Source organism: Thalassospira sp. TSL5-1 (assembly GCF_001907695.1).
Lineage (GTDB): Bacteria > Pseudomonadota > Alphaproteobacteria > Rhodospirillales > Thalassospiraceae > Thalassospira.
The window spans coordinates 156,116-179,785 of sequence record NZ_KV880641.1; the positions used below are offsets into that span (position 1 = coordinate 156,116).

Genomic DNA, 23,670 nt, shown 5'->3' on the forward strand with positions numbered 1-23,670 from the left:
TAACACACGCATCGACAGGATGATCTAAAATTTGAACAATTAGAGTGTTCCCCGCTGCCAGCGCAACAGGGCAGGATGACGAAGGGCAAAAACAGCACGTCAATCCGTTTGATGGTGCTACGGGTTAATTTTGCAGCGGCGGATTGGGATCAACCCAGTGGCGTTTCCACATATCGGTCACACCATCCTGTTCGATCAGGCGCTGGCTGGTTCCGCGCGCCACCGACCGAATCGAAAAGCCCTGCGAGGCATCCAGCATGAATAACCGCCACAGTGATGCCACCTCGACATCCGGGCGAATGGCCTGGGCCGGGCTCCGATCATCATTGCCCACCCACACAACCGTATAAAGATCGGCGGTAAAGCCGGCAAACCACGCATCACTTCCCCGCCCGGCACGCGCCCCGAACCCCACAAAAGGCCGATCCAGGCGTACCTGGGGGTCTGTTACACCGGCAAGCATACTGTTCACCGCCAGCATTGCTTCATCGGTCAACATCTTGTCATGTCCACGCGCAACCCGCTGATATAACAACGGTTGCCCCTCTGCAGTCGATCGGATCTCGTTGATCAGGGTAATATCAGGCGAAATCCCCCCATTGAGCGACAGCGTATGCAGGCGGGCAATATCTGGCAGCGTCACCGGGTCAAGTCCAACCACGGAGCGAATATCCCTGGAAAGCGGGCTTCTAATGCCGACTTTGCGGGCAAAGTCGCGCATATTCTCCAGGCCAAATTTATGTGTCAGTTCCACCGGCACGGTATTAACATCACGGGCAAAGGCATCCCGCAGGGGAACCTGGCCGCGATATTGCCGGTCCGGGTTCACCGGTTTCCAGCCTTCCACTTCCTTGCGGGTATCGGGCACCCATTGGGCTGGGTCCGGGTTGTCGTTCAGGGCGTAATAATAGGGCAAAATTTTAATCATCCGCCCCGGAAAATACCGGACATTCCACGCCCGATTGCGCGAGATCGGGTCATACTGCGTGCCGCCCACCATTGCTCGCACCCGGCCATCCGGGCTGATCGCCAAAAGGGCGGCCTGATCCGCGCCGCGCGGCTGAAGGCGCACACGGCTAACCTCGTTAACCGCACTTTGCGCCATTTCCTGCAGGTCACGGTCAATACTGGTGACAACATGCAAATCCGTGCTGGTATAGCCCACACGCCGGGCCACTTCATCCATCACCAGATCAATCACGTATTGCGCTTGCCCTTCTTCACGCGGGGCGCGCGGTGCCAATTGGGGAACATCGCGCATCAGGGCGTTTATTTGCGCTGGCGTCAGGGTATCGTCGGGCTCCATTTTCTGCAAAACCATATTGGCAGCCTGGGCCGATGCCTTGGGAAACTGCAATGGATTAAGATTGGCAGGATCATTCATCGCTACAGCCAGAACAGCCGCCTGATGCAACGACATTTTATGGGCCGGAACATCATAGAGAAGGCGCGATGCCGCCGTAATACCAAAAATACCGGACCCGACATAACTGCGTTCCAGATAGGACCGCAAGATCGTATCCTTGTCAAAACGCGCTTCCAGCCACAAGGCAACCAGCATTTCCTCGGCGTTTCGGATCGTACCGGAACCCGGCATGCGAAAGAAACTGCGCGCCACCTTCATGGTTATGGTGGAACCCGGTGCCGCATCGCCAGACAGAATACGCATTACATCGCTGAAACCCGCGCCAAAATGGTGATAAAAACCAGGATCTGCTGCGGCAATAAAGACGTGCTGCAATCGTTTGGGAAAGGTTATAAGCGACACATCCTGACTATAATGCCCCTGAACATTTGTCATGATGGTGCCATCAAAATCGGCAATTTGCACACTGGGGCTGCGGTCCGCCTTGCGGCTGAAATCAAGCTGACTGCGAATCGATAAGGTCAGTAAAGTCGCCCCACCTGCCAATAGCAGCAAAATAACGGCTGTTATTGCCAGCATAATACGTCTTTTGCGGCGACGAATTTCACGTCGTTCCCGTTCTTCAATTTCCTTGACGGCCGCCTGTGCGGCCGCAACGCCGCTTTTTTTCGCCTGTTTATTTTCGTCCACGTCCCAATCTGCCCAATCCGCTTATATCGCCGGTTTATTTTGCTTTTTCGAGTAAACGCTCAATGGCTTAATAAATGGTAGCAGACCCTGACCATTACCACCATGCTCCAGGTCAAACCGGCATATTGGCGTAAATCGTGACGTTTCAGTATATTGGCTCCCTTGCGGTGGCATCACTGCCCTCTGGCTGACGCCTTCCCGAATCCCATCAATCTTTGCTGCTGGATGACACAAAGGTGATTTATCCCGGCATTCTGGCACCGGTTACATTGGTCTTTACTGATAATGTCGATTATCGCCCCGATGACCTTAAAACCTTGCGATCCCCGATACAAAGTGACCTCTCGCTGCCTTTTGATGGATGCTGAACTATCTGTTCAGCTCTCAATATCGGGCATCACATCAAACAAAAAAATGGCCCTTCACCATACATGGCAAAGGGCCATCACATTCAGCAGATCGCAGAAACCTCACAAGAGGTTTCCTTCCGCATCAAACGTCAAGATTGGCGACTTTCAGCGCGTTGCTTTGGATGAAATCACGACGGGGTTCGACAATGTCGCCCATCAGGGTCGAAAAGACCTCTTCGGCTTCATCGGCATGTTCGACTTTCACCTGCAAAAGCGAGCGAACATTCGGGTCGAGCGTGGTTTCCCAAAGCTGATCGGGGTTCATTTCACCCAGACCTTTATACCGCTGAACCGCAATGCCGCGACGGCCATATTCCATCACCGCATTGACCAGGTCGACCGGACCGTGAATTTTCCAGACCTTGTCTTTGGCACCAAATTCCGATCCTTCTTCAAAGATCTCGCGCAGTTCGCCAATCAGCCCGGCCAAAGCCCGGCTTTCGGCGGAACGCAGGATATTGGCATCAATCACATAGCGTTCTTCAACACCACGCATCATCCGCCAGACCACCAACTGATCGAGCGGCGCCTCGCCTTTCCAGCCCCGGTCAAAATCTTCGGCCAGGGTATCAAGGTGGGTCGCCAGGGTCTGGGCGGACTCAAGACGTTTTTGATCATCATCAAGTAGTGCCGGGTTAAGCGCCCCGGCCAACACGGCCTGTTCCAACACCGAAATCGGCAGTTTAAGCGACAGCGGTTCCAGCAGCCCCTTTGCCTTGCGCGCCAGTTCGACAATCCGAATAAGGTCGGCTGCGGCATATTGGGTGCCATTGGCAAGGGTTAGTACCGCATCCTCGGTGCCCTGCGCGGTCAAATACTGTTCCATCTCGCGGTCACCCTTGAGATACTGAACAGAATTGCCCCGCTTGGCCCGGTAAAGCGGCGGCTGGGCGATATAAAGATAACCGCGTTCGATCAATGCCGGCATCTGACGATAAAAGAACGTCAAGAGCAGTGTGCGAATATGCGCACCGTCGACGTCGGCGTCGGTCATGATGATGATTTTGTGATAGCGGATTTTTTCGATATTAAAATCATCCCGGCCAATGCCGGTACCAAGTGCTGTAATCAACGTGCCAATTTCCTGGCTCGACAGCATCTTGTCAAAACGCGCACGTTCCACGTTCAGGATTTTACCGCGCAATGGCAAAATCGCCTGAAAACCACGTTCACGCCCCTGCTTGGCCGACCCACCTGCGGAATCACCCTCCACGATGAACAGTTCGGCTTTGGACGCATCGCGTTCCTGGCAATCGGCAAGTTTGCCGGGAAGGGATGAAATATCAAGCGCCCCTTTACGGCGGGTCAGTTCGCGAGCCTTGCGCGCGGCTTCGCGGGCGGTGGCCGCCTCAACAACCTTGCCAACAATCTTGCGGGCATCCTGCGGGTGCTCTTCCAGCCACTGTGAAAGCTTGTCATTCACGACATTTTCCACAACCGGGCGCACTTCGGACGACACCAGCTTGTCCTTGGTCTGGGACGAGAATTTCGGGTCTGGCACCTTGACGGAAATAACGCAGGTCAGACCTTCGCGGGCATCATCACCCGACAAGGCAACCTTTTCCTTTTTGGCAATCCCGCTTTCCTGGGCGTAATTGTTGATCTGGCGGGTCAGCGCGGCACGGAAACCGGCCATATGCGTACCGCCATCGCGCTGGGGAATGTTGTTGGTAAAACACAGTGTGGTTTCGTGATAGCTGTCATTCCATTGCAGCGAAACTTCAACGGTAATGCCCTCTCTTTCACCAACAATGCTGATCGGTTCTTCGATCTGCCGGGTTTTGGAACGGTCGAGATATTCAACAAACGCCCGAATCCCGCCTTCATAATGCAATTTGATTTCGGTCGGCTCGCTGCTGCGTTCATCGCGCAGGGTCAGGAACACGCCGGAATTCAAAAATGCCAGTTCCCGCAAGCGATGCTCAAGGGTCGGCAGGTTAAATTCGGTCATGGTGAAAATTTCGGCATCGGGATAGAAGGTCACTTCCGTCCCGGTCAGCGGTTTACCATCTTCCATGATCGGCGCATCGCCCACCACTTCAAGCGGCTTAACCGCATCCCCCCCGGAAAATTCCATGTAATGTTCCTTGCCGTTGCGCCAGATGCGCAATTTCAGCAAGGTGGACAGAGCATTCACCACCGAAATACCCACACCGTGCAAACCACCGGAAACCTTGTAGGAATTCTGGTCAAACTTACCACCGGCATGCAGTTGGGTCATGATGACCTCGGCCGCCGAAACGCCTTCTTCCCTGTGGATGTCGGTCGGAATACCACGGCCATTGTCACGAATCGTTGCCGACCCATCGCCATTGAGCTGCACCAGCACCAGGTCGCAATGACCGGCCAGGGCTTCGTCAATGGCGTTATCAACCACCTCATAGATCATGTGATGCAGACCGGTTCCGTCATCGGTATCCCCGATATACATGCCCGGCCGCTTGCGCACCGCTTCCAGGCCCTTCAGGACCTTGATGGATTCGGCACCGTATTCTTCCGGGTCAATTCCGGCAGCAATCGGGGCTTCTGTTTCGTTGGTCATAGCGTCACAACCTCGGCAGTCACAGATCAAATCTCATCGGGTGTTACGCGGGCCTCTTCGACCCTTAAAAACTGCGCACGCCCGATCAGACCATTAAAAAGCGCCCGGTCCGTACCTGTCATCCAGGCCTGAACGCCAAGCGCCACGATTTCGTCAAAGAGGTCCCCCCGCCTTTCGGCATCAAGATGGGCGACCACTTCATCTAGCAACAAAAGCGGACCCGCACCCCGGGCCCGGCTTTGCAGGCGCGTATTTGCCATCACGATTGACAGCAAAAGCGCCTTTTGTTCGCCCGTCGAGCATTGTGCCGCGGGCTGGTTTTTCGCTTCATGCCACACCATCAGATCGCTTCTTTGCGGCCCGACAGCGGCACCTCCATACATCGCATCACGTTCCCGCCCGTCGCGCAGGGCAGCCCGCATGCGGTCTTCAACCTCAACAGCCGGAAATTTCTCCAGCCAGTTTTCAAGGTCCCCCGCCAGCGCCAGACGTGCTGCCGGAAACGCCCCAACCGCCATTGTCCCGGCCCGCACCAGACGTTCAAGCAAATCTGCACGGGCCACCACAACGGCAATGCCGTGGCGCACCATCGAATCCTCGATGGCATTAAGCCATTTGTCATCCGCCTTGCCGGCCTTCAACAGTTTGGCCCGGCTGCGCAGGCCATGCTCGAATGCGGCAACACGGCTGCTATGGTCCGGGTCCAGGCCGTATACCAGCCGATCCAAAAACCGCCGACGGGCCGATGGCCCATCCAAAAACAGCCGGTCCATTTGCGGTGTCAGCCAAACCGCGGCACAAACCCGGCTCAGGGCCGCCTGCCCGCGCTGGGCTTCGCCATCAATTTTAACCGCCCGGCGTTCACGTCCCTGGCGCAAGGCCAACGGGTCCAGTCCAGAACCCACCTGATATTGCCCGTCTGGCGTTTCAAGCTGGGCACTTACCGCCCAGGCCCTCAAGGCACCATCATCGGTGGGTGGCACATTGCGGCTGATTTCACCCAATTTTGCCCGCCGCAACCCGCTGCCCGGGGCCAAAAGCGACACGGCTTCCAAAAGGTTGGTTTTCCCCGCCCCGTTTGGTCCGGTCAAAACCACCGGCCCGGCGTCGATATCCAGGCGCAGCCGGGCATAGCAGCGAAAATCGCCAAGATCGAGACGGGAAACAGCAAGACGGTGTATTATCATGGGCGCACCGTCTTGCCGGTCATGATTATGGGCAAGGAAAGCCACAACAAGGAAATCGCGGGTCAGACGCGCATCGGCATCAGGACATACAATGCCGACAGGTCATCGGTATCGCGCAGAATGGTCGGCGACTGCCCGTCAGACATCAGAAGGTTAAGCGTATCGCCCTTGACCTGCTTGGCAATGTCGAGAAGATAACGGGAGTTGAAACCGATTTCGATGTCATCGGAATCGTAATTGATTTCAAGTTCTTCCGATGCCGTGCCGTGTTCCGGGCTGGAGGCCGAAAGGGTCAGGGTGTTGCCAGACATGACAACCTTAACCGCACGGGATTTTTCAATCGAAATCGCCGAAACACGGTCAACCGCATCGGCAAAAGGCTTGCATTCCAGATCCAGGCTTTTGTCATTGCCCGCCGGAATAACACGTTCGTAATCCGGGAAGGTGCCGTCAATCAGCTTGGACGTCAGAACCGCCTTGCCAAAACCAAAGCGGATTTTGGTATCCGACAGGGCAATATCCACGGCTTCGCCGGTTTCATCAATCAGCTTGCGCAATTCGCCAACGGTTTTGCGCGGCACAATCACGCCCGGCATGTTTTCCGCGCCATCAGGCAGCGGGGCTTCGATGCGGGCCAGGCGGTGTCCGTCGGTGGCAACGGCACGCAAAATCTTGGTACCTTCGGCATCGGCGGCATGGAAATAAATCCCGTTCAGGTAATAACGGGTTTCTTCGGTGGAAATGGCAAATTCGGCACGGTCAATCAAACCGCGCAGTTCGGCAGCCGCCAAACCAAAGCTGACCGGAAGGTCGCCACCAGACATCACCGGGAAATCATCAACCGGCAGAACGGCAAGATTGAATTTTGAGCGCCCCGCCGAAAGGGTCAGGCGACCCGCCCCCGGCTCAAGGGTGATTTGCACCTGGGAACCCTCGGGCAATTTGCGCACGATTTCATAAAGGGTGTGCGCAGGTGTTGTCGTTGCACCGGGTTCGGAAACTTCCGCCGTGGTGGTTTCGATAACTTCCAGGTCCATATCGGTTGCGGTCAGCGACAGGGTATTTTCTTCGGCCCGCAGCAGGATATTGGACAGAATCGGAATGGTGTTGCGCCGTTCGACCACACTTTGAACATGTGTGAGAGATTTTAACAGAGCCGCGCGTTCGATGGTCAGCTTCATGCCCGTCCTATCCGTCTGTCTGCAGTTACTTAATGAATTGATTTTTATTCATTTTTTCGACTTACCCCCACCCCTTTTGGCTGGGTTGGGCGCATTATAACATGGCAGTCCCAAAACCGAAGGATTTTTAGTGCAAAAAACCAAGCGATTGAAAGGAGTCGAGCCTTTAAAAACGCGCAGAAATCACAGGCGCGGTTTTCTGCGGCTTTCAGCACGCCAAACCACAATAAAGCCGCCCGAAAATTACCCCGCACATAGGCAAAAAACGCAATCACAACGCCGAAATCACTCAAATAAAAACGGCAATCAGCCTGATCTGGCCAATTGCCGTTTTTTAAGCGAATCACAGTCGCGCCATCCGGTCAGCTTTCCAGCATACGACGCAGCAAATCGATATCTTCGGACAAAGACGGATCCGCCTTGTGCAGTTCCTCGACCTTGCGTACCGCGTGCATCACCGTGGTATGGTCACGCCCGCCAAATTTACGGCCAATTTCCGGCAGGGAATGCGTGGTCAGCTGCTTTGACAGATACATCGCCACCTGGCGCGGACGGGCCACCGCACGGGCCCGGCGGGCAGAGTGCATGTCGGACACCTTGATATTGAAATGCTCCGCCACGCGTTTTTGAATTTCTTCAATCGTAACCCGGCGTTCGGAGGCACGCAGCACATCGTGCAAAACATCCTGCACCATCTCCAGGCCAATCTCGCGACCGACAAGCTGGGAATGGGCGATCACACGGTTAAGCGCCCCTTCAAGTTCACGAACGTTCGCCGTAATCTTGTGGGCCAGAAATTCCATCACCCGCTGCGGCAGTTCCACGCGCTGGCGTTCGGCCTTGGATTCGAGAATCCCCAAACGCAGCTCATAGGTGGTGGCGTGAATATCCGCCACCAGGCCCGACCCCAGACGGGAACGCAAACGCTCTTCAATATCTTCAAGGTCGGAGGGCGATTTATCGGCCGAAACAATGATCTGACGGCCCTGATCCACCAGCGCATTAAAGGTATGGAAAAATTCTTCCTGGGTGGAATCCTTGCCGGAAATAAACTGTACGTCATCGACCATCAGCACATCGACCGACCGGAACTGGTCCTTGAAATCCACGGTGTTTTTATCGCGCAGCGCCCGAATAAAACGATACATGAATTTTTCAGCCGACAGGTAAATCACCGTGCGGTGCGGCTGGGTGCGGCGAATATGCCAGGCAATGGCGTGCATCAGGTGGGTTTTACCCAGACCAACACCACCATACAAAAACAGCGGATTGAACGGAACGGACTCGGCCTCGGCCAGACGGCGGGCGGCGGCATAGGCAAATTCGTTCGGCTTGCCGATCACGAAATTATCAAAGGTATAACGCGGGTCCAGGGCGGCACTGATGCCATCATCGGACATGCTGCCAATCGCCCCCCGCCCGGCAGACGATGCCGACTGAAAGCCGTTTGAAACCGGGGCCGGATGACACGGCGCCTTACGGCTGCCCGGAGCATCATAATTCTCGGCGGTATAACGCGGATGCTGCTTTGCCGGTTCATTATAGGAAGGGGCACGGCTCCCCTCCGGGTTTGTCGAGACCGGCCGCGGCGCGGCAGAGGATGCGGAAGCGGAGGAAGAGGCAGAAGAATCGCTACCCGAATCCGGGGCGGCTACCACCACCTCGACAAAATGAACATTGGGATCTTCGGCATGCCAAAAGGCCTGGATGCGATCCAGATAATGCTGAGAGACCCAGTCGCGCATCGCCCGATTGGGTGCGCCAAGGCGGGCCACACCGGCCTCAACCGTGATCAGGGCAACTGGATCAAGCCAGTATCGATATGCCGTAGCGCCAAACTCGCTACGCAGTTTTTCGCGAACAATCTTCCAGGTGGTCATGACATGATCTTCGAGTGCGGCCTGCTGGCGACCGGGAGTCTTGCTCCCTGAGTTATCAGCGCCAAATGGTGCTCCCCTTAAGGCGTGCTGCACTTTCAAGACCTTTCCCCGCTATTGACTAAAATCCCGACGCCAGTTTCCAAACGCACTGCCGGACACGACAAAATACAAAGCATTGCCGCGTTGACCGAAAACTGACCAACACGCCCGTCTTGCTACTAGAAAATGGAAGCGTACTCGCGCCCTTGTTTTTCATTCTTCATTAGTCGCGATATGGAACCGCGATCGAAGTCGAAACACTGTACTGATGCGTCCCGCATCAGGCAAGGCGATCTTTAACAGAACGTTAAAAGGATTTCGCCCCCAAAACGTTCGCGGAATTGCGGGACTTTTTCACTTTCGCAACCAAAGAACGAAAGGTGAATTCCTGGAATTCCGGCAGCGAAAAGGCCGCGCAAGAAACGCGGCCTTCGACTCGCCATCCCGAAGGATAAAATTAAAGCGCTTTGACGCGAGCGGACAAACGCGAAACTTTGCGAGCGACGGTGTTTTTGTGCAGAACACCGAGCTGCGCACCACGCGCCAGTTCCGGCTCGGCAACTTTAAACGCAGCCAGAGCGGCATCCTTGTCGCCAGCTTGCAGCGCGGTTTCGACCTTCTTGACGAAGGTGCGAATGCGGCTGATACGCGCACCGTTAACTGCGGCGCGAGTTTCATTCCGGCGAATGCGCTTCTTGGCCGATTTATGATGAGCCATTGCGAACCTGTCTCTTAAAACAAAAATGTTACGTAATTCGGAGCGCGGCTTATAGCTCCCTGCCAACAAGCCGTCAACCCCCGATACCGCTATTATCCGCGTTTTTCCGCGCTTTCCGAGTCGATTGACCGAATCTCGCGGCAAACCGGCATCAGCGATGCTTGAATTCGGGTTTGCGTTTTTCGCCAAAGGCCTTCATGCCCTCGGCCCGGTCTTCCAGCGCAAAGGTCGAATGGAACTCGCGGCGTTCAAACATCAGGCCTTCGGCCAGGGTCATTTCAAAGGCCTTATTGACACTTTCCTTCACCTTCATCGCCACCGGGGCCGAGAAGGAGGCAATCTTTTCCGCCAGTTTCATCGCCTCATCCATGAGCGAGTCGGCGGGAACAACACGGGCCACAAGGCCGGAACGCTCGGCTTCTTCGGCATCCATCATGCGCCCGGTCAGGCACATTTCCATTGCCTTGGCCTTGCCAATGGCACGGGTCAAACGCTGGGTGCCGCCGGCACCGGGAATCGTGCCAATGGTGATTTCCGGCTGACCAAACTTTGCGGTATCGGCCGCAATCATGATATCGCAGCTCATGGCAAGTTCACAGCCACCGCCCAGGGCGAATCCGCTGACCGCGGCGATGGTCGGCTTGCGGCAGGCCGCCATCCGGGTCCAGCCTTTGGTGATAAAGTCGGCTTTATAAACATCCATATAATCGCGATCGATCATTTCCTTGATGTCGGCCCCGGCAGCAAAGGCCTTTTCCGACCCGGTAATGACAATGGCCCGAACCGATTCGTCATCCTCGAATTCATCCAAGGCCGCAGCCAAATCGGCAATCAGGGCATCGCAAAGGGCATTCAATGCCTTGGGACGGTTCAACGTGATCAGGCCGACATTGCCCTTAACTTCGGCCAGGATGTTTTCGTAAGTCATGGAATATCCCTTTCAAATGACGATGTTTCGACCGGTTTTGACCAATCCACCGCCTGAAACCATAATTACATACTGTTTTACCGATTTTATACCCACGAGGCAAGAAACACCCCACAAGGCCACCCGTTAAAGCAGTCCTGCAAAGCCAACTGCAAACGTAGCGAAGGTTTTGAAACAACGGTACATCCCGTGGCGCACCGCATAAAGCCAGGATCAGTCCCTAATGCTGGCAAAGCGGGCAATAAAAGGTCGAACGCCCGCCCTGCACCAGACGGCCCACGGTGCCATCACAATCCGGGGTGATACAGGGTTCACCCTCGCGGCCATAAATACGGAAGTTATGCTGGAAATAACCCAATTCGCCATTGGCCTGACGATGATCGCGCAGGGATGACCCACCGGCGCGAATGGCATCTTCCAGTACCATGCGAATCTCACGATACAGCAGGTCAATTTCGTCGCGCGTCAGGCTGTTTGACAGGCGCAACGGATCAATCCGGGATCGAAACAGGGCTTCGCAGACATATATATTGCCAAGCCCGGCCACCAGCCGCTGATCGAGCAGCGTGGTTTTAATCGGGCTTTTGCGTTTGGCAAGGGCCTCGGCCAGCATGGTGGTATTAAACTGGTTGCCCAAAGGTTCCGGGCCAATACCTGCCAGCATCGGATGATTGGGCAGCGCATCTACGTTGGTTAACGCCATCAGGCCAAACCGGCGCGGGTCGTTAAAACGCACCAAAACGCCGCTATCCATGACAAAATCCACATGGTCATGCTTGCCTGCCTCGGGCATATCGACGTCATTTTGCGGTTCAATCACCGTCATGCGGCCCGACATGCCCAAATGCACCAGCAACACCTGCCCGTCATCAAGGTAAACCAACACATATTTGGCCCGCCGGGTCAGTTGATCCACGCGCCGCCCTGTCAGCTTTGCGACAAAATCTTCGGGAAACGGGGTGCGCAGGTTGGGGCGCCGCTGTACGACCGAAGCCAGAACCCGCCCTTCCATAACCGGGGCAAGCCCCCGACAAACTGTTTCCACTTCTGGCAATTCAGGCATCACAACCTCGTCACGGCGTTGGGGATCAATAGGACCCACTATGTAATCGGCAACAGGCACAAATGCCAGATTGTTACGATGACAAATTATAAATAGCACAAAAAACAGAATGGCTTATGCTGACCCTGTTTCAAAGTTTATAGCTTTTATTGGCGGAATATACGCATGGAATTTGGTGTCGATCTTTTAATGATCATGTTTGCCGTGGCCCTGATTGCCGGGTTTGTGGATTCAATTGCCGGGGGTGGCGGCCTTATTTGCATTCCCGCCCTGTTATGGGCCGGCATCACCCCCACCCAGGCCCTGGCAACCAACAAATTGCAAAGCAGTTGTGGCAGTTTTTCCGCTGCCCTTAATTTCGCCCGGCGCGGCCTGGTCAATCCACGTGAAATGGGGCTGGCCATTATCCTGACCCTGCTGGGTTCGATATTGGGCACCACCCTGATTCAGATGCTCGATCCTGGCCTGTTGATGACGCTGCTGCCGGGTCTTTTGATTGCGATTGCCCTGTATTTCCTGTTTTCCCCGCGCGCCAGCGACATTGATGCCCAGCAAAAAATCGGCAAAACCCTATTTGCCTTTACTGCCGGTTTTGGCATTGGTTTTTATGACGGCTTTTTTGGTCCCGGTACCGGGTCTTTCTTCTCCATCGCCTTTGTCGCCCTGCTGGGCTACAACCTGACCAAAGCCACCGCGCACACCAAGGTTTTAAACTTCACCGCCAATGTCGCCTCCCTGGCAACCTTTATTGTCGGCGGCGAAGTCGTCTGGGAAATTGGCCTGGCAATGGCGGTTGGCCAGGTGATCGGGGCAACGCTGGGCTCGCATATGGTGATGAAGGTCGGTGCGCGGCTGGTTCGCCCGCTGCTGGTTTTTGTCTCCATCGCCATTTCGATCAAACTGATCATTGACCAATATGGCGACCAAATCGGCGCGTCGTTTCGCGCGGTTGGGCTGGCATTCTGCTAACGACCATCCCCCCCGTTTCAGCTTTTCGCAAGTATTCAGCCAAACAAAATGGCCCGGGCATTTAATCTGCCGCGGGCCATTTTCGTTTGCCTGCCCAACACCCCCGTCAAAGGCACAACAAGGCTGAAAGCATGCTTGCTTACGCGCCAATGGCCGCTTGCGGGTCGATTTCGGTTTTACGGTCCATCAAATAGGAAAAAACCGCCAGCATCAGGGCTGCCACTGCAATCAATGCGCCAATCCAGGGAATTTGGGCATAACCGATACCGGCATTAATCGCGAGGCCCCCCAGCCACGCGCCGCCCGCATTGCCAAGGTTAAAGGCCCCCTGATTAATGGTAGATGCCAAATTCGGCGCCCCTGTTGCTTCATTCACCACGCGAATTTGCAAGGGTGACACCAGGGCAAACATCACCACCCCCCAAATAAACAGGGATATAATGGCCGGCCACACCTGATAGATGGTTTCCGTCAGCATCATCAAAACCAGCACCAACGCCACCAGCGTGATGATAATGGCGGGCATCAACCGCCAGTCGCCCAGGCGGCCACCAATGAAATTGCCCACCGTCAGCCCCACGCCAAACAGCAGCAAAACCACCGTTACATTTTGCGGCGAAACGCCAGTGACATCGGTTAAAATCGGGGTGATATAGGTAAAAACACTAAACAGGCTGGCCGATGCCAAAACGCTGAGCGCCATTGCCAGCAAAACCTGCATTTTGCCAAGTGCGCGGGCTTCGGCCATAAAACTGGTCCGCTCTGCCTTGATGTTGCGCGGTACAAACAGATAAAGCGCAATAAAGGCCACCACCCCAATGGCAACCACCGCCCAAAAGGTAGAGCGCCAACCCAATGCCTGACCCATTGCCGTGCCAAATGGCACGCCCAAAACATTGGCCAGTGTGAGGCCAGAAAACATCAGGGCGACAGCCTGCACCCGTTTATGCGGCGGTACCAACCCAGCCGCCACGACCGAGCCAAGACCAAAAAATGCGCCATGCCCCAGCGCGGTAATCACACGCGCCACCATCAGCAGGCTGTAATTGGGCGCAATCGCGCACAGTACATTGCCCAGCAAAAACAGCGACACCAAAAACAGCAAAACCCGGCGGCGTTCCATTTTTGCCGTTGCCACCGCCAAAAAGGGCGAGCCAAAGGTCACACCTAACGCATAACCCGTCACCAACAACCCGGCACTGGGGATGCTAACCCCCAAATCAGCAGCCACATCGGGCAGCAGCCCCATAATGACAAATTCCGTCGTCCCGATTCCAAAGGACGCCATTGCCAGCGCCAGAATGGGCAAACGGGCCAAAAAAGCCTGGCGGGAATGAGCAAAGGACATGGGGCACCCGTTACGTTGGCGGCAAAAGCGGCATAAAATCAAAAAAGGCGGTGCCCTGCATCCAGCAGGCACCGCACTTCCAGAACATGATCTGAACCGATTCAAAACTGCCTGTAAACGATGCCGGGAACTATCGCTTTCTACGCATAGAATCTATGCGATTTTGGCAAATATCGCGGGCCTGCCCGAAAATTGATCATTGCCCTGCGGTTTGACTTGCATACTGCCGCTGCCCAAAACCGGTGCATTATGGCATCTGTCGCCCACACAGGGCATCAAGGGCACTGTTGAATTGATCCGCCGTCAGGCCATCGCCTAGGGCGCGATGAAAAAGCTGGTTTTGTGTTTCCGGTGCCAACCCGCCCACGGGCGGATCGGTATCGAGGTTGGTTGGAAAGGAATACCCCTCGGCACAGGCGGCAATCGCGGCGGCCTGTTCGGCTTCTGTCATCGTCCCCCTGGCCTGCATGGCACGAAGGACCGGATAAACCGCCTTGCACATGGCAATACGGTCCAGCGATTCCATTGCCCGCCCATAAGCCGACGAAACCTGCAATAAATTCGCCATCCGCTGGATATTCTGGCTGCTATTGCGGCCTGCTGCATGGAACAGGGCCGGGTTAAAAAACAGCGCATCGCCTTTTACCAGCGGCAATTGCACATGGCGCGCATGAAACAGATTGCGGAAATCCTGGCGACGCCACGCCATATAGCCTTCACGATAAAGCTGCGAAAAAGGCAGCAACAATGTCGGCCCGCTTTCAAGGGGCATATCACAATGCGCCACCGCGCCCTGAAGCGTTAATACCGGAGAAAGATGATGCACATGGGCGGGGAATTTTTCGCACATTTCAGCAGTTTGGAACCCCAAATGATAATCGCGATGCACCTGCTGTGCCTGCCCGCCCGGCCGCACCAGATTGACCTGTGCCGTCATCTGGTAACACGGGCCAAGCCAGGCCTCACACACCATATCGATCACCGGATTGCCAAAATAGCGGGCAAACACATCCGGCGCACACAAACACAGTTTTTGCGCCGAATTCCAAATGCGGTCATTGGCCCCCGCCTTGGCAAAATGGTCCGCGGCAGTGCCATTGGCCGCCTTTTCATCGGCAATAATATCCAGATAAGTCCGAGTTGCGTCATCAAGGACGCTGCAATCAGCATAGGCGGCCTTGATCACCAACACACCCGCCCCGCCCAGCATCACCCTGGCCCATTCCGCCATCACCGCACGGCGTTGATCCTGCCGGGTCATGATTTGGCGTAGCGCATCGCCATCATAAACCGGCACATTCCGCAGGATTTCACGGGCATGGGGCACATCTTCAGCCCGGGTTTCCCGGTTAATGAAGGGCAACAGGTCATCCGTGGAACATGCCGCCTCGCGGTAATATCCCGCGCCATGCGCGGCCTCTTCTCGCCCGGTGACCGGATAAGAATGGAGTTCAGGGTACGTGTTCGATTTCGGTTGACGGGATGGCATGGCTTTTTCCTCCTGATCACGGCGGATCGTTGAAATGCCCGCCCATACCGGAATGCTAGAGCGAAAATGCTTTGCCTGGGGAATTGGAATCCATCAAAAATACATCAACAAAGGAAAAGACACCATGACCCATCGTTTCCCCGTCAAGGAAATCGCCCGACAATCCGGCCTGAGCACCGCCACGATTGACCGGGTATTAAATGACCGCCCCAATGTCAGCGCCCAAACCCGTCGCCGGGTCCGCGATGCCATAGAGGAACTGACCCGCCAGGAAGGACAACTTGCCGCACGCGGGCGACGATTGTTCATTGATGTCGTGGTCGAGGCCCCCACCCGTTTTAGCAACGCCATCCGCACAGCCCTGGAGGCGGAACTTCCCAGCCTGCACCCGGCGGTAATCCGTCCGCGCTATATGATGCAGGAACGCATGCGCCCGGGCGATGTGGTTGCCATTCTTGCGCGGATTGCCAAACGGGGCAGCCAGGGCGTGGTGCTCAAGGCGCAGGACCAGCCCGATATTCGCCATGCCCTGTCCATGTTGCACGACCGAAACATCCCGGTGCTGACCATTTTCACCGATATTCCCGACGCCGGGCAAATCGCCTATGCCGGGGCTGATAATGAAGCAGCCGGCGAAACGGCGGCTTATCTGGTGCATCATTTTCTGGCGGGCACGTCCAATAAAGGTGCCATTCTGATCACACTTAGCAATGAACGCTTTCGCGGTGAAGAAGCCCGCAAGGAAGGTTTTATCGCAGCATTGACCAGACTGGCCCCCCAACGAGAGATTATTGATGCCAGTGGTGGCGCGGGACTGGACCATGACACAGCCCACCGGGTGGAAGCCATCATCGGCCAAACCGGCGATATTGCCGCCGTCTATTCGATGGGCGGGGGCAACCGGGCCATTTTAAACACCCTGGCCGATCACGGCATATCCCCTGCCATTTACATCGCCCACGACCTTGATGCCGAAAACATCACCCTGTTACAGCAGGGCAAACTGACCGCCGTGCTGCATCATGATTTACGCCAGGACATGCGCACCGCCTGCCATCACCTGATGGCCTGGCATGGCCTGCTTCCGCACGGGGCAATAGCCCCTGCCAGCGACATCCAGATCATTACGCCTGCCAACATCCCGACCTTTGCCAAAGAACAGGCCCGCACAATAAAGGCGGGCCTGGCATAGAATTCAATCAAATCTTTGGCTGTTCATCCGCCCTGTTATCGGGGGCGAAAACACCGACCGGCAATCAGGATCAGGCCGGTTATGCCAGTTCGTCCACAATGCGTTGGGCGGCGGCCACCGGGTCATCGGCCTTGGTAATCGGGCGGCCAATCACCAGCACGTCGGAGCCACGAGCCACGGCATCACGCGGGGTGACAATGCGTTTCTGGTCATCGCTGCTGGCCCAGGCGGGGCGAATGCCTGGCGTGATCAATTTGAAATCGGGGCCGCAAGCTGCGCGCACCGGCTCAATTTCCTGAGCCGAACACACAATGCCATCCAGGCCGGATTTTTGCGTCAATTCGGCCATTTTCACCACCCGCTCGCTTAACGGGCCACGCAGGCCAATCTCGTCGAGGTCATTTTCATCCAGGCTGGTCAGGATGGTGACGGCAATCACCCAGGGGGCGGCCACACCGGCTTTATCCGCTGCTTCACGGGCGGCCTCGCCGGCACGTTTCATCATTTCCTGCCCGCCAGCGGCATGCACATTGACAATCCGAAGGCCCAACGGTGTTACCGCACGAATGGCCCCGGCCACCGTATTGGGAATATCGTGGTATTTCACATCAAGGAAAACCGGCATCCCGGCTGCTGCAACCGCCTTCACCCCCTGCGGGCCGTGGGCGGCGAAAAATTCCTTGCCCAGTTTTGCCCCGCCAATCACGCCCGATAACCGGGTTGCCAAATCAATCGCATGATCAAGATCAGTGGTATCGATGGCGCAAAAAATCCGGTCCTTCGCAGCAATCTGGGAATTCTGGGCGGTCATGGCATCCTCCGGTTGGCATATAAATGATCCTATCCGGGCTAGCACATCAAACGCGGCACACAGGATTCGGACCAACCGGCAACCAGACGCAAAAAGGCAATGCCACACGACATTTCCATACCCAATGCACCTGAAAATCAGCCCTTATCCCCGCAGCCTTCGCAAACCGGCCCCGCATGGATCAGGTGAACAGGCTTTAGTCGATTCGGAAGCCAAAAACCATTCCTTATTGCCCGCCTTTTGCCATTCCAGACAACAAAAGGCAGCCCCCGCGTTCAAGGACTGCCTGTTTTATGCTGTACGGCCCGGCCATCCGGAAACAGGGACGGCAAAACACACCTTATCGGTTTAAACGCCGGCAGGCTGAACAGGGGCACTATTGGTTGTATCGGCTTTGGATTGTGCATCCACCATCGGCGGCTGCCCGGCCTGTTTTTGGCTGGCAATGGCGGCACGTTCCTGTTCGCGTGCGGCTTCCTTCTCGCGACGCAGGCGGGAAAGTTCGGATTCCATTTTGCGGTTCGCACGGCGATGTTTACCGGTCAAAAGCCATTCAAACAGCAATCCGATCAAAAGCCCCAGCAACAACGCCCCCAAGACCGGCACAAAAAGCGGCAGATCCATTTCAAAGGGTAAGGGCCATAGCGACAGGGTCGTCGCCTGACGGTTGGCAACGGCAAAAACCGTAATCACAATCGTCAAGGGAATGGCGATGATCCAGTAAAGAACGCGCAAATCTACCTCCTGCTTTCCGGCGTTGCGATGTCTGACAGCGGGGATCTTCCCCACCCGTAATCGCGGCCATCATCGGTCTGCCACCTGATTTTATCCTGTCGGAAAGGCTGCGTCACCCCCAACAGGCAATATCAACCTGATCGGGAAGCGGCACCATAATGAATAATGGTCCATGCACGACACGCACAAACCCTAAACCACGTAAACCCGGCACTGGTAACGTTACCTGAACCGACAAACATGGTTTTGCCCGGCAAAGAACACCTTATCCGCCCATCACAGCAAACGAAGGGCGGCAAAGGTCAGTCCCGATTTTTCCGAAAACAAGCTTCACCAGATAAAGAACCGGCGAGTCCGAATTTTTGGCAAGTTGGTTCATACAGCCCGCAACGTGCGAAGCCACCCGCAACTGGCCTGCGCCTTAAGCCAGTATCAGTTTAACCGTTCACGCAATTGTTTGCCGGTTTTAAAATAGGGAACACGTTTTTCACTGACAGGAACAGCTTCACCCGTGCGCGGGTTCCGCCCGACGCGCGATTCACGTTCCTTGACAGAAAAAGCGCCAAATCCCCGCAATTCGACCCGATCGCCGCGTGCCAGTGCCTCGGTGATTTCATCGAAAATGGTGGCAACAATCCGTTCCACATCCCGCTGGTACAAATGCGGATTCAGTTCGGCCAACCGGGCGATCAGTTCTGATTTCGTCATATTCAAGCCCCATCCAGTTCGATTACACAGTTGTGGGAAGTCAACTTCAGGTTAACGCTTGGAAAGTCGGCACTTTCTTTAAGGGTGCCAGACAGTTAGCAACCCGTCAAGTTTAAGCCCTTCAGATGGCAGCACATTTCCGATCGTGCCTTTAAAAAGATCCATGACGATTGAGCTTTCAGGGTCCTCAACCTGCATGGGAACCACCGGCGTATCAGAAGCGATGCCTTTCTGCTGTTCCAGCCATTGCAGCGCCTCGCGACGACCACCAATCGCGTCAATCAGGCCATTGGCAACGGCCTGCTGACCGGTATAAACCCGGCCATCCGCCAGCGTCTTTACCTGTTCGACTGTCATGTCACGACGTTCTGCAACCATGCTGACAAACACGTTAAACATGTCAGAAATCAGGCCTTTCATCACATCGCGGGCCTGTTCCGTAGTCGGTTCAAACGGGTTTGGTGCCGCCTTGAGCGGGGCACTTTTTACCGTGACAGGTTCGACACCGAGTTTTTCAAGCGCGCCGGTCACATTCATCGACTGAAAAATCACCCCGATGGAGCCGGTAATCGTCCCGCGATGGGCCAGAATATGGTCCGCCGCAATCGCCGTCATATATCCGCCCGATGCCGCCACTGTGCCCATCTCGGCAACAATGGGCCGGGTTTTACCAATCCGGCGCAGCGATTCGTAAAGTTCCTCGCCGCCCACCATTGTGCCACCGGGGCTGTCGATATGAACAATCACGCCGACCGCACTATCATCTTTTTCCAGGCGGTCCAGGGCCTCAAGGAACAGCGGATCACTGGCAATGACGCCTTCCACCGTGACCTCGGCGATATAAGGCCCCACCGCGCTATCAAACACACCGCTGCGGGCCAGCCCCACCACAATGGCAATCACCACGGCCACACCGGCGAGGACACGCCAGCGCAGGATGGATCGTTTCAAGCGGCGTCGATCAAGAATGAAATCGGCATCAAGGGCCATCGCGGTCCTACTACCTCACTGAAAGAAAACAAAAACCATGCCTTTTGAAATGGTTACTCTACCCCTGCTTGGCAAGCAAAAAATACGATCCGCCCGCAGATAGCACCGCAAAATGACAAAAAAGGGGCGCATCAGCGTGCGCCCCGGGCAATTTCACCCAAATTCAGGCCTTCGGGTCATCGAGGCAAAAAACGCGCAATCTGTGACCATCGGGGTCGGCGGCAACAAATGTATAGCCAAAATCCATCTCGACCGGCGACTGCAATATCACAAGCCCCTTTTCCCGCCAGCCCGCATATAGCCGATCCACCATGTCCCGGGTTTCGACCGGAAATCCGGTTTCGCTGCATCCGGGATGACCATCGGGGTCGACTGCCGGTTCAACTCCGTCACGCCCCCACAGGCCAAACCGGGGGCCCTTTTCCGTAATAAAAAGCGCAAATGTCGCCGAAGACTCAACCGGATCGCATTGTAAAATGTCCCGGTAAAAAGCCGCACTTTGCTGCACACTGGCGACATAAAGCAGCACATAGGAAGGTTGAAGCATTTGATTTCCCTCACATATTTACGAGATAGCTCCACCAGAAGCAAAGCTGATGGCATGCAGGGAAACCCTAACCTGACATGCTGCCAGTTTTTGGCAGCATCAAACAAAGGCCGCTCAAAAACACGACCCGGGCCGCGTTTCAAAAAAGCGCAATAGCCGGCTATGTTTATGTAATGCCCTGTTGCTGCCGCCATTTTTGCAGCAGGCCCCGGCGCGATTGTGGATAGCGCACCTCAAGCACGTCAACTGAAACAATCCGATCGGTTCGGAAATGACGAAACGCCTGACGGGTTTCACACCATGCCGCGATAATGCGGGCCTGTTCAAAAAAACCAATGGCGACCGGCCACAGTGTCCGGCGGGTCTCAGCACCGTTTTCGTCACGATAGGCGATAGAGATTTTATGCTCACGCCGGATGGCATCGCGAATCCGTGCCACATCAATATTGGGTTCGTTATCGGATCGGCTTCCAACAAATAAAGGCGATATTTCCAGCCGGCCCTGCAAATCCGATGGCAGAACCGCCGTCACTTTGGCAATCAGGTCCCCTGCGGCCACTGCCAGATCTTTATCGGCATGGCGCGTCACCCAGCGTGTGCCCAAAATCAGCGCCTCGATTTCTTCTTCCGAAAACATCAGCGGCGGCAACATAAAGCCGGGCCGCAGAACATAGCCAATCCCCGGCTCACCCTCGATCACCGCGCCCTGGGCCTGCAAGGCAGCGATATCGCGATACAGGGTCCGTAAACTGATACCAAGTTCGGATGCCAGAACCCGCCCGCTCACCGGAAGCCGGTAATGGCGCAAAAGCTGCATCAGTTCCAACAGCCGTTCAGCCCGCGACACAAGCACCGCCTTTGCACAACATTTGCCCCAATCCCCCGCTGATCATACGGCCCCCGGCCTTCTATCCCGGCCAGCAGGTTCTTGCCAAACCGGCACGCATATTCTGCAGCTTATGCGACATCAGACCAAACAAAAACGGGCCGTGCAAAGCACGACCCGTTCTGCGCCCCGAGAGGCAAATTATTCAGCGCCAAATGCTTATTCAGCGTCCTGCTGTTTTTTACGCAGAGCTTCACCAAGGATATCCCCGAGCGATGCGCCGCTGTCAGCCGAACCGTAATCCGCCATTGCTTTCTTCTCGTCTGCGACTTCCAGAGCCTTGACCGAGAGAGAAACCTTACGCGAGTTACGATCAACCGAAACAACGCGAGCGTCGATTTTTTCGCCAACAGCGAAACGTTCCGGACGCTGGTCCGAACGATCACGTGCGAGTTCAGCCTTGCGGATGAAGCCCTTCAGATCGCCTTCGCCAACGGAAACTTCGATGCCGCCGTCATTGGTTTCAATGATTTCGCAGGTAACGGTGTCACCGCGTTTGATACCCGAAGCAGCTTCTTTGAACGGATCTTCATTGAGCTGTTTGATGCCCAGGGAGATGCGTTCTTTTTCAACGTCAACGTCAAGAACCTTGGCTTTGACGACGTCGCCCTTCTTGTATTCCTTGATGACTTCTTCGCCCGGACGATCCCAGGAGAGATCGGACAGGTGAGCCATACCGTCGATACCGCCGAGCAGGCCAATGAACAGACCGAATTCGGTGATGTTCTTGACTTCGCCTTCGATTTCCGAGCCAACCGGATGAGCGGCAAGGAAAGCATCCCACGGGTTCGAGGTACACTGCTTGAGACCAAGCGAAATGCGGCGCTTCTGGCTGTCAACATCCAGGACCATGACTTCGACTTCCTGCGAGGTCGAAACGATTTTGCCCGGGTGGATGTTTTTCTTGGTCCAAGACATTTCAGAAACGTGGACCAGGCCTTCAACACCGGCTTCAAGCTCAACGAATGCGCCGTAATCGGTGATGTTGGTAACGCGGCCTTCAAACTTGGAACCGACCGGGTATTTGGCTTCAACACCTTCCCACGGATCAGCTTCAAGCTGCTTCATGCCAAGCGAAATACGCTGGGTTTCGCTGTTGAAACGGATAACCTGAACCTTGACGGTCTGGCCGATCTGAAGAGCTTCAGACGGGTGGTTGATACGTTTCCAGGCGATGTCGGTAACGTGCAACAGGCCGTCAACGCCACCCAGATCGACGAATGCGCCGTAATCGGTGATGTTTTTGACAACGCCGTCAAGAACCTGACCTTCCTGGAGGTTCTGGATCAGCTCTGCACGCTGTTCAGCACGGGTTTCTTCAAGAACGGCACGACGCGAAACCACGATGTTACCGCGCGAACGATCCATTTTCAGGATCTGGAACGGCTGCGGGTTGTTCATCAGCGGGGTAACGTCACGGACCGGACGGATGTCAACCTGGCTGCCCGGCAGGAATGCCACGGCGCCTGACAGATCAACAGTGAAACCACCCTTGACGCGACCAAAAATGGTGCCATCGACGCGCTTGCCATCGTTGAACTGCTTTTCAAGTTCAACCCAGGCTTCTTCACGACGGGCTTTTTCACGCGACAGGACGATCAGGCCGTCTTTGTTTTCGTAACGGTCAACGTAAACGTCAACGGTGTCACCGATGCTGACTTCACCAGCACCAAATTCTTTCAGCGGTACGCGGCCTTCAGATTTCAAACCAACGTCAACGATCGCATCATCGTCGGTTTTCTTGACGACCGTACCGGTCATCACGCGGCCAACAAATCCCTCGTCTTCCGAGCCAAGGGTTTCGGCCAGCAGGTCGGCGAAGTTTTCGCCGGTGGTAAATTGTGCTTCTTCAGCGGTTGCCATTAAGCAGACTTCCTTTCGAGTATCGACACTATTCCGGCCAATCGGTTGTATCCGATGGTCTTGCCGCAAAATTACGGCGGGTTTTGCCAATTGATGTAACAGGCTGGCACATATCAAATCCAAAGGAC

General features: G+C 55.5%; 20 protein-coding genes. 2 read left to right on the forward strand and 18 right to left on the reverse strand.

Annotation, left to right across the window (positions count from 1 at the left end; genetic code table 11):
• Positions 1-124: 124 nt before the first annotated feature.
• The 9 genes from LF95_RS20665 to mutM form a co-directional block, all read right to left on the reverse strand.
• Entirely contained in the window at positions 125-2,056 is a 1,932-nt protein-coding gene (locus tag LF95_RS20665) for a transglycosylase domain-containing protein (RefSeq protein ID WP_073957082.1), read from the reverse strand.
• Positions 2,057-2,548: 492 nt separating this feature from the next.
• Entirely contained in the window at positions 2,549-5,008 is a 2,460-nt protein-coding gene (gyrB, locus tag LF95_RS20670; RefSeq protein ID WP_073957083.1) for a DNA topoisomerase (ATP-hydrolyzing) subunit B, read from the reverse strand.
• A gap of 26 nt (positions 5,009-5,034) precedes the next feature.
• Positions 5,035-6,195, reverse strand: a complete 1,161-nt coding sequence (recF, locus tag LF95_RS20675; RefSeq protein WP_073957084.1) for a DNA replication/repair protein RecF — start codon at positions 6,193-6,195, stop codon at positions 5,035-5,037.
• A gap of 62 nt (positions 6,196-6,257) precedes the next feature.
• A complete protein-coding gene (dnaN, locus tag LF95_RS20680; protein WP_073957085.1) occupies positions 6,258-7,376 on the reverse strand; it encodes a DNA polymerase III subunit beta in 1,119 nt (372 codons plus the stop codon).
• 44 nt (positions 7,377-7,420) lie between these two features.
• Positions 7,421-7,723, reverse strand: coding sequence for a hypothetical protein (locus tag LF95_RS20685; protein WP_073957086.1), 303 nt, complete (start codon positions 7,721-7,723; stop codon positions 7,421-7,423).
• 15 nt (positions 7,724-7,738) lie between these two features.
• Positions 7,739-9,256: a chromosomal replication initiator protein DnaA gene (dnaA, locus tag LF95_RS20690; protein WP_143182124.1), complete on the reverse strand. Its 1,518-nt coding sequence runs from the start codon at positions 9,254-9,256 to the stop codon at positions 7,739-7,741.
• 496 nt (positions 9,257-9,752) lie between these two features.
• Positions 9,753-10,013 (reverse strand): 30S ribosomal protein S20, encoded by a 261-nt coding sequence (rpsT, locus tag LF95_RS20695; protein WP_073957088.1) that lies wholly within the window; start codon positions 10,011-10,013, stop codon positions 9,753-9,755.
• A gap of 151 nt (positions 10,014-10,164) precedes the next feature.
• A complete protein-coding gene (locus LF95_RS20700) occupies positions 10,165-10,941 on the reverse strand; it encodes an enoyl-CoA hydratase (protein WP_073957089.1) in 777 nt (258 codons plus the stop codon).
• Between the two features lie 220 nt (positions 10,942-11,161).
• Positions 11,162-12,004, reverse strand: a complete 843-nt coding sequence (mutM, locus tag LF95_RS20705; RefSeq protein WP_073957141.1) for a bifunctional DNA-formamidopyrimidine glycosylase/DNA-(apurinic or apyrimidinic site) lyase — start codon at positions 12,002-12,004, stop codon at positions 11,162-11,164.
• Between the two features lie 165 nt (positions 12,005-12,169).
• On the opposite strand from mutM, the gene LF95_RS20710 reads away from it, so the two are divergent.
• Complete coding sequence (locus LF95_RS20710) at positions 12,170-12,973, forward strand: TSUP family transporter (protein ID WP_073957090.1); 804 nt, start codon at positions 12,170-12,172, stop codon at positions 12,971-12,973.
• Between the two features lie 139 nt (positions 12,974-13,112).
• On the opposite strand, the gene LF95_RS20715 is transcribed toward LF95_RS20710, so the two are convergent.
• The gene (locus tag LF95_RS20715; RefSeq protein WP_073957091.1) at positions 13,113-14,321 is read right to left on the reverse strand and encodes an MFS transporter; all 1,209 of its coding nucleotides are present in this window, start codon (positions 14,319-14,321) and stop codon (positions 13,113-13,115) included.
• 247 nt (positions 14,322-14,568) lie between these two features.
• Positions 14,569-15,810 carry a phytanoyl-CoA dioxygenase family protein gene (locus tag LF95_RS20725; protein ID WP_083607852.1) on the reverse strand — a complete coding sequence of 414 codons (1,242 nt, stop codon included), beginning with the start codon at positions 15,808-15,810 and terminating at the stop codon, positions 14,569-14,571.
• A gap of 124 nt (positions 15,811-15,934) precedes the next feature.
• Here LF95_RS20725 and LF95_RS20730 point away from each other — a divergent pair, with 124 nt between their 5' ends.
• A complete protein-coding gene (locus LF95_RS20730) occupies positions 15,935-17,002 on the forward strand; it encodes a LacI family DNA-binding transcriptional regulator (protein WP_073957093.1) in 1,068 nt (355 codons plus the stop codon).
• A 79-nt stretch (positions 17,003-17,081) separates the two neighbouring features.
• On the opposite strand, the gene pyrF is transcribed toward LF95_RS20730, so the two are convergent.
• The 7 genes from pyrF to rpsA form a co-directional block, all read right to left on the reverse strand.
• Positions 17,082-17,813, reverse strand: coding sequence for an orotidine-5'-phosphate decarboxylase (pyrF, locus tag LF95_RS20735; RefSeq protein ID WP_073957094.1), 732 nt, complete (start codon positions 17,811-17,813; stop codon positions 17,082-17,084).
• Positions 17,814-18,161: 348 nt separating this feature from the next.
• Positions 18,162-18,548 carry a lipopolysaccharide assembly protein LapA domain-containing protein gene (locus tag LF95_RS20745; RefSeq protein ID WP_073957096.1) on the reverse strand — a complete coding sequence of 129 codons (387 nt, stop codon included), beginning with the start codon at positions 18,546-18,548 and terminating at the stop codon, positions 18,162-18,164.
• A 432-nt stretch (positions 18,549-18,980) separates the two neighbouring features.
• Entirely contained in the window at positions 18,981-19,256 is a 276-nt protein-coding gene (gene ihfB / locus LF95_RS20750; protein ID WP_073957097.1) for an integration host factor subunit beta, read from the reverse strand.
• A 78-nt stretch (positions 19,257-19,334) separates the two neighbouring features.
• Positions 19,335-20,246: a signal peptide peptidase SppA gene (sppA, locus tag LF95_RS20755; protein WP_073957098.1), complete on the reverse strand. Its 912-nt coding sequence runs from the start codon at positions 20,244-20,246 to the stop codon at positions 19,335-19,337.
• 163 nt (positions 20,247-20,409) lie between these two features.
• Positions 20,410-20,793: a VOC family protein gene (locus tag LF95_RS20760; RefSeq protein WP_073957099.1), complete on the reverse strand. Its 384-nt coding sequence runs from the start codon at positions 20,791-20,793 to the stop codon at positions 20,410-20,412.
• A gap of 166 nt (positions 20,794-20,959) precedes the next feature.
• A complete protein-coding gene (locus LF95_RS20765; protein ID WP_073957100.1) occupies positions 20,960-21,640 on the reverse strand; it encodes a helix-turn-helix transcriptional regulator in 681 nt (226 codons plus the stop codon).
• Between the two features lie 198 nt (positions 21,641-21,838).
• A complete protein-coding gene (gene rpsA, locus LF95_RS20770; protein WP_073957101.1) occupies positions 21,839-23,542 on the reverse strand; it encodes a 30S ribosomal protein S1 in 1,704 nt (567 codons plus the stop codon).
• Between the last annotated feature and the right edge of the window lie 128 nt (positions 23,543-23,670).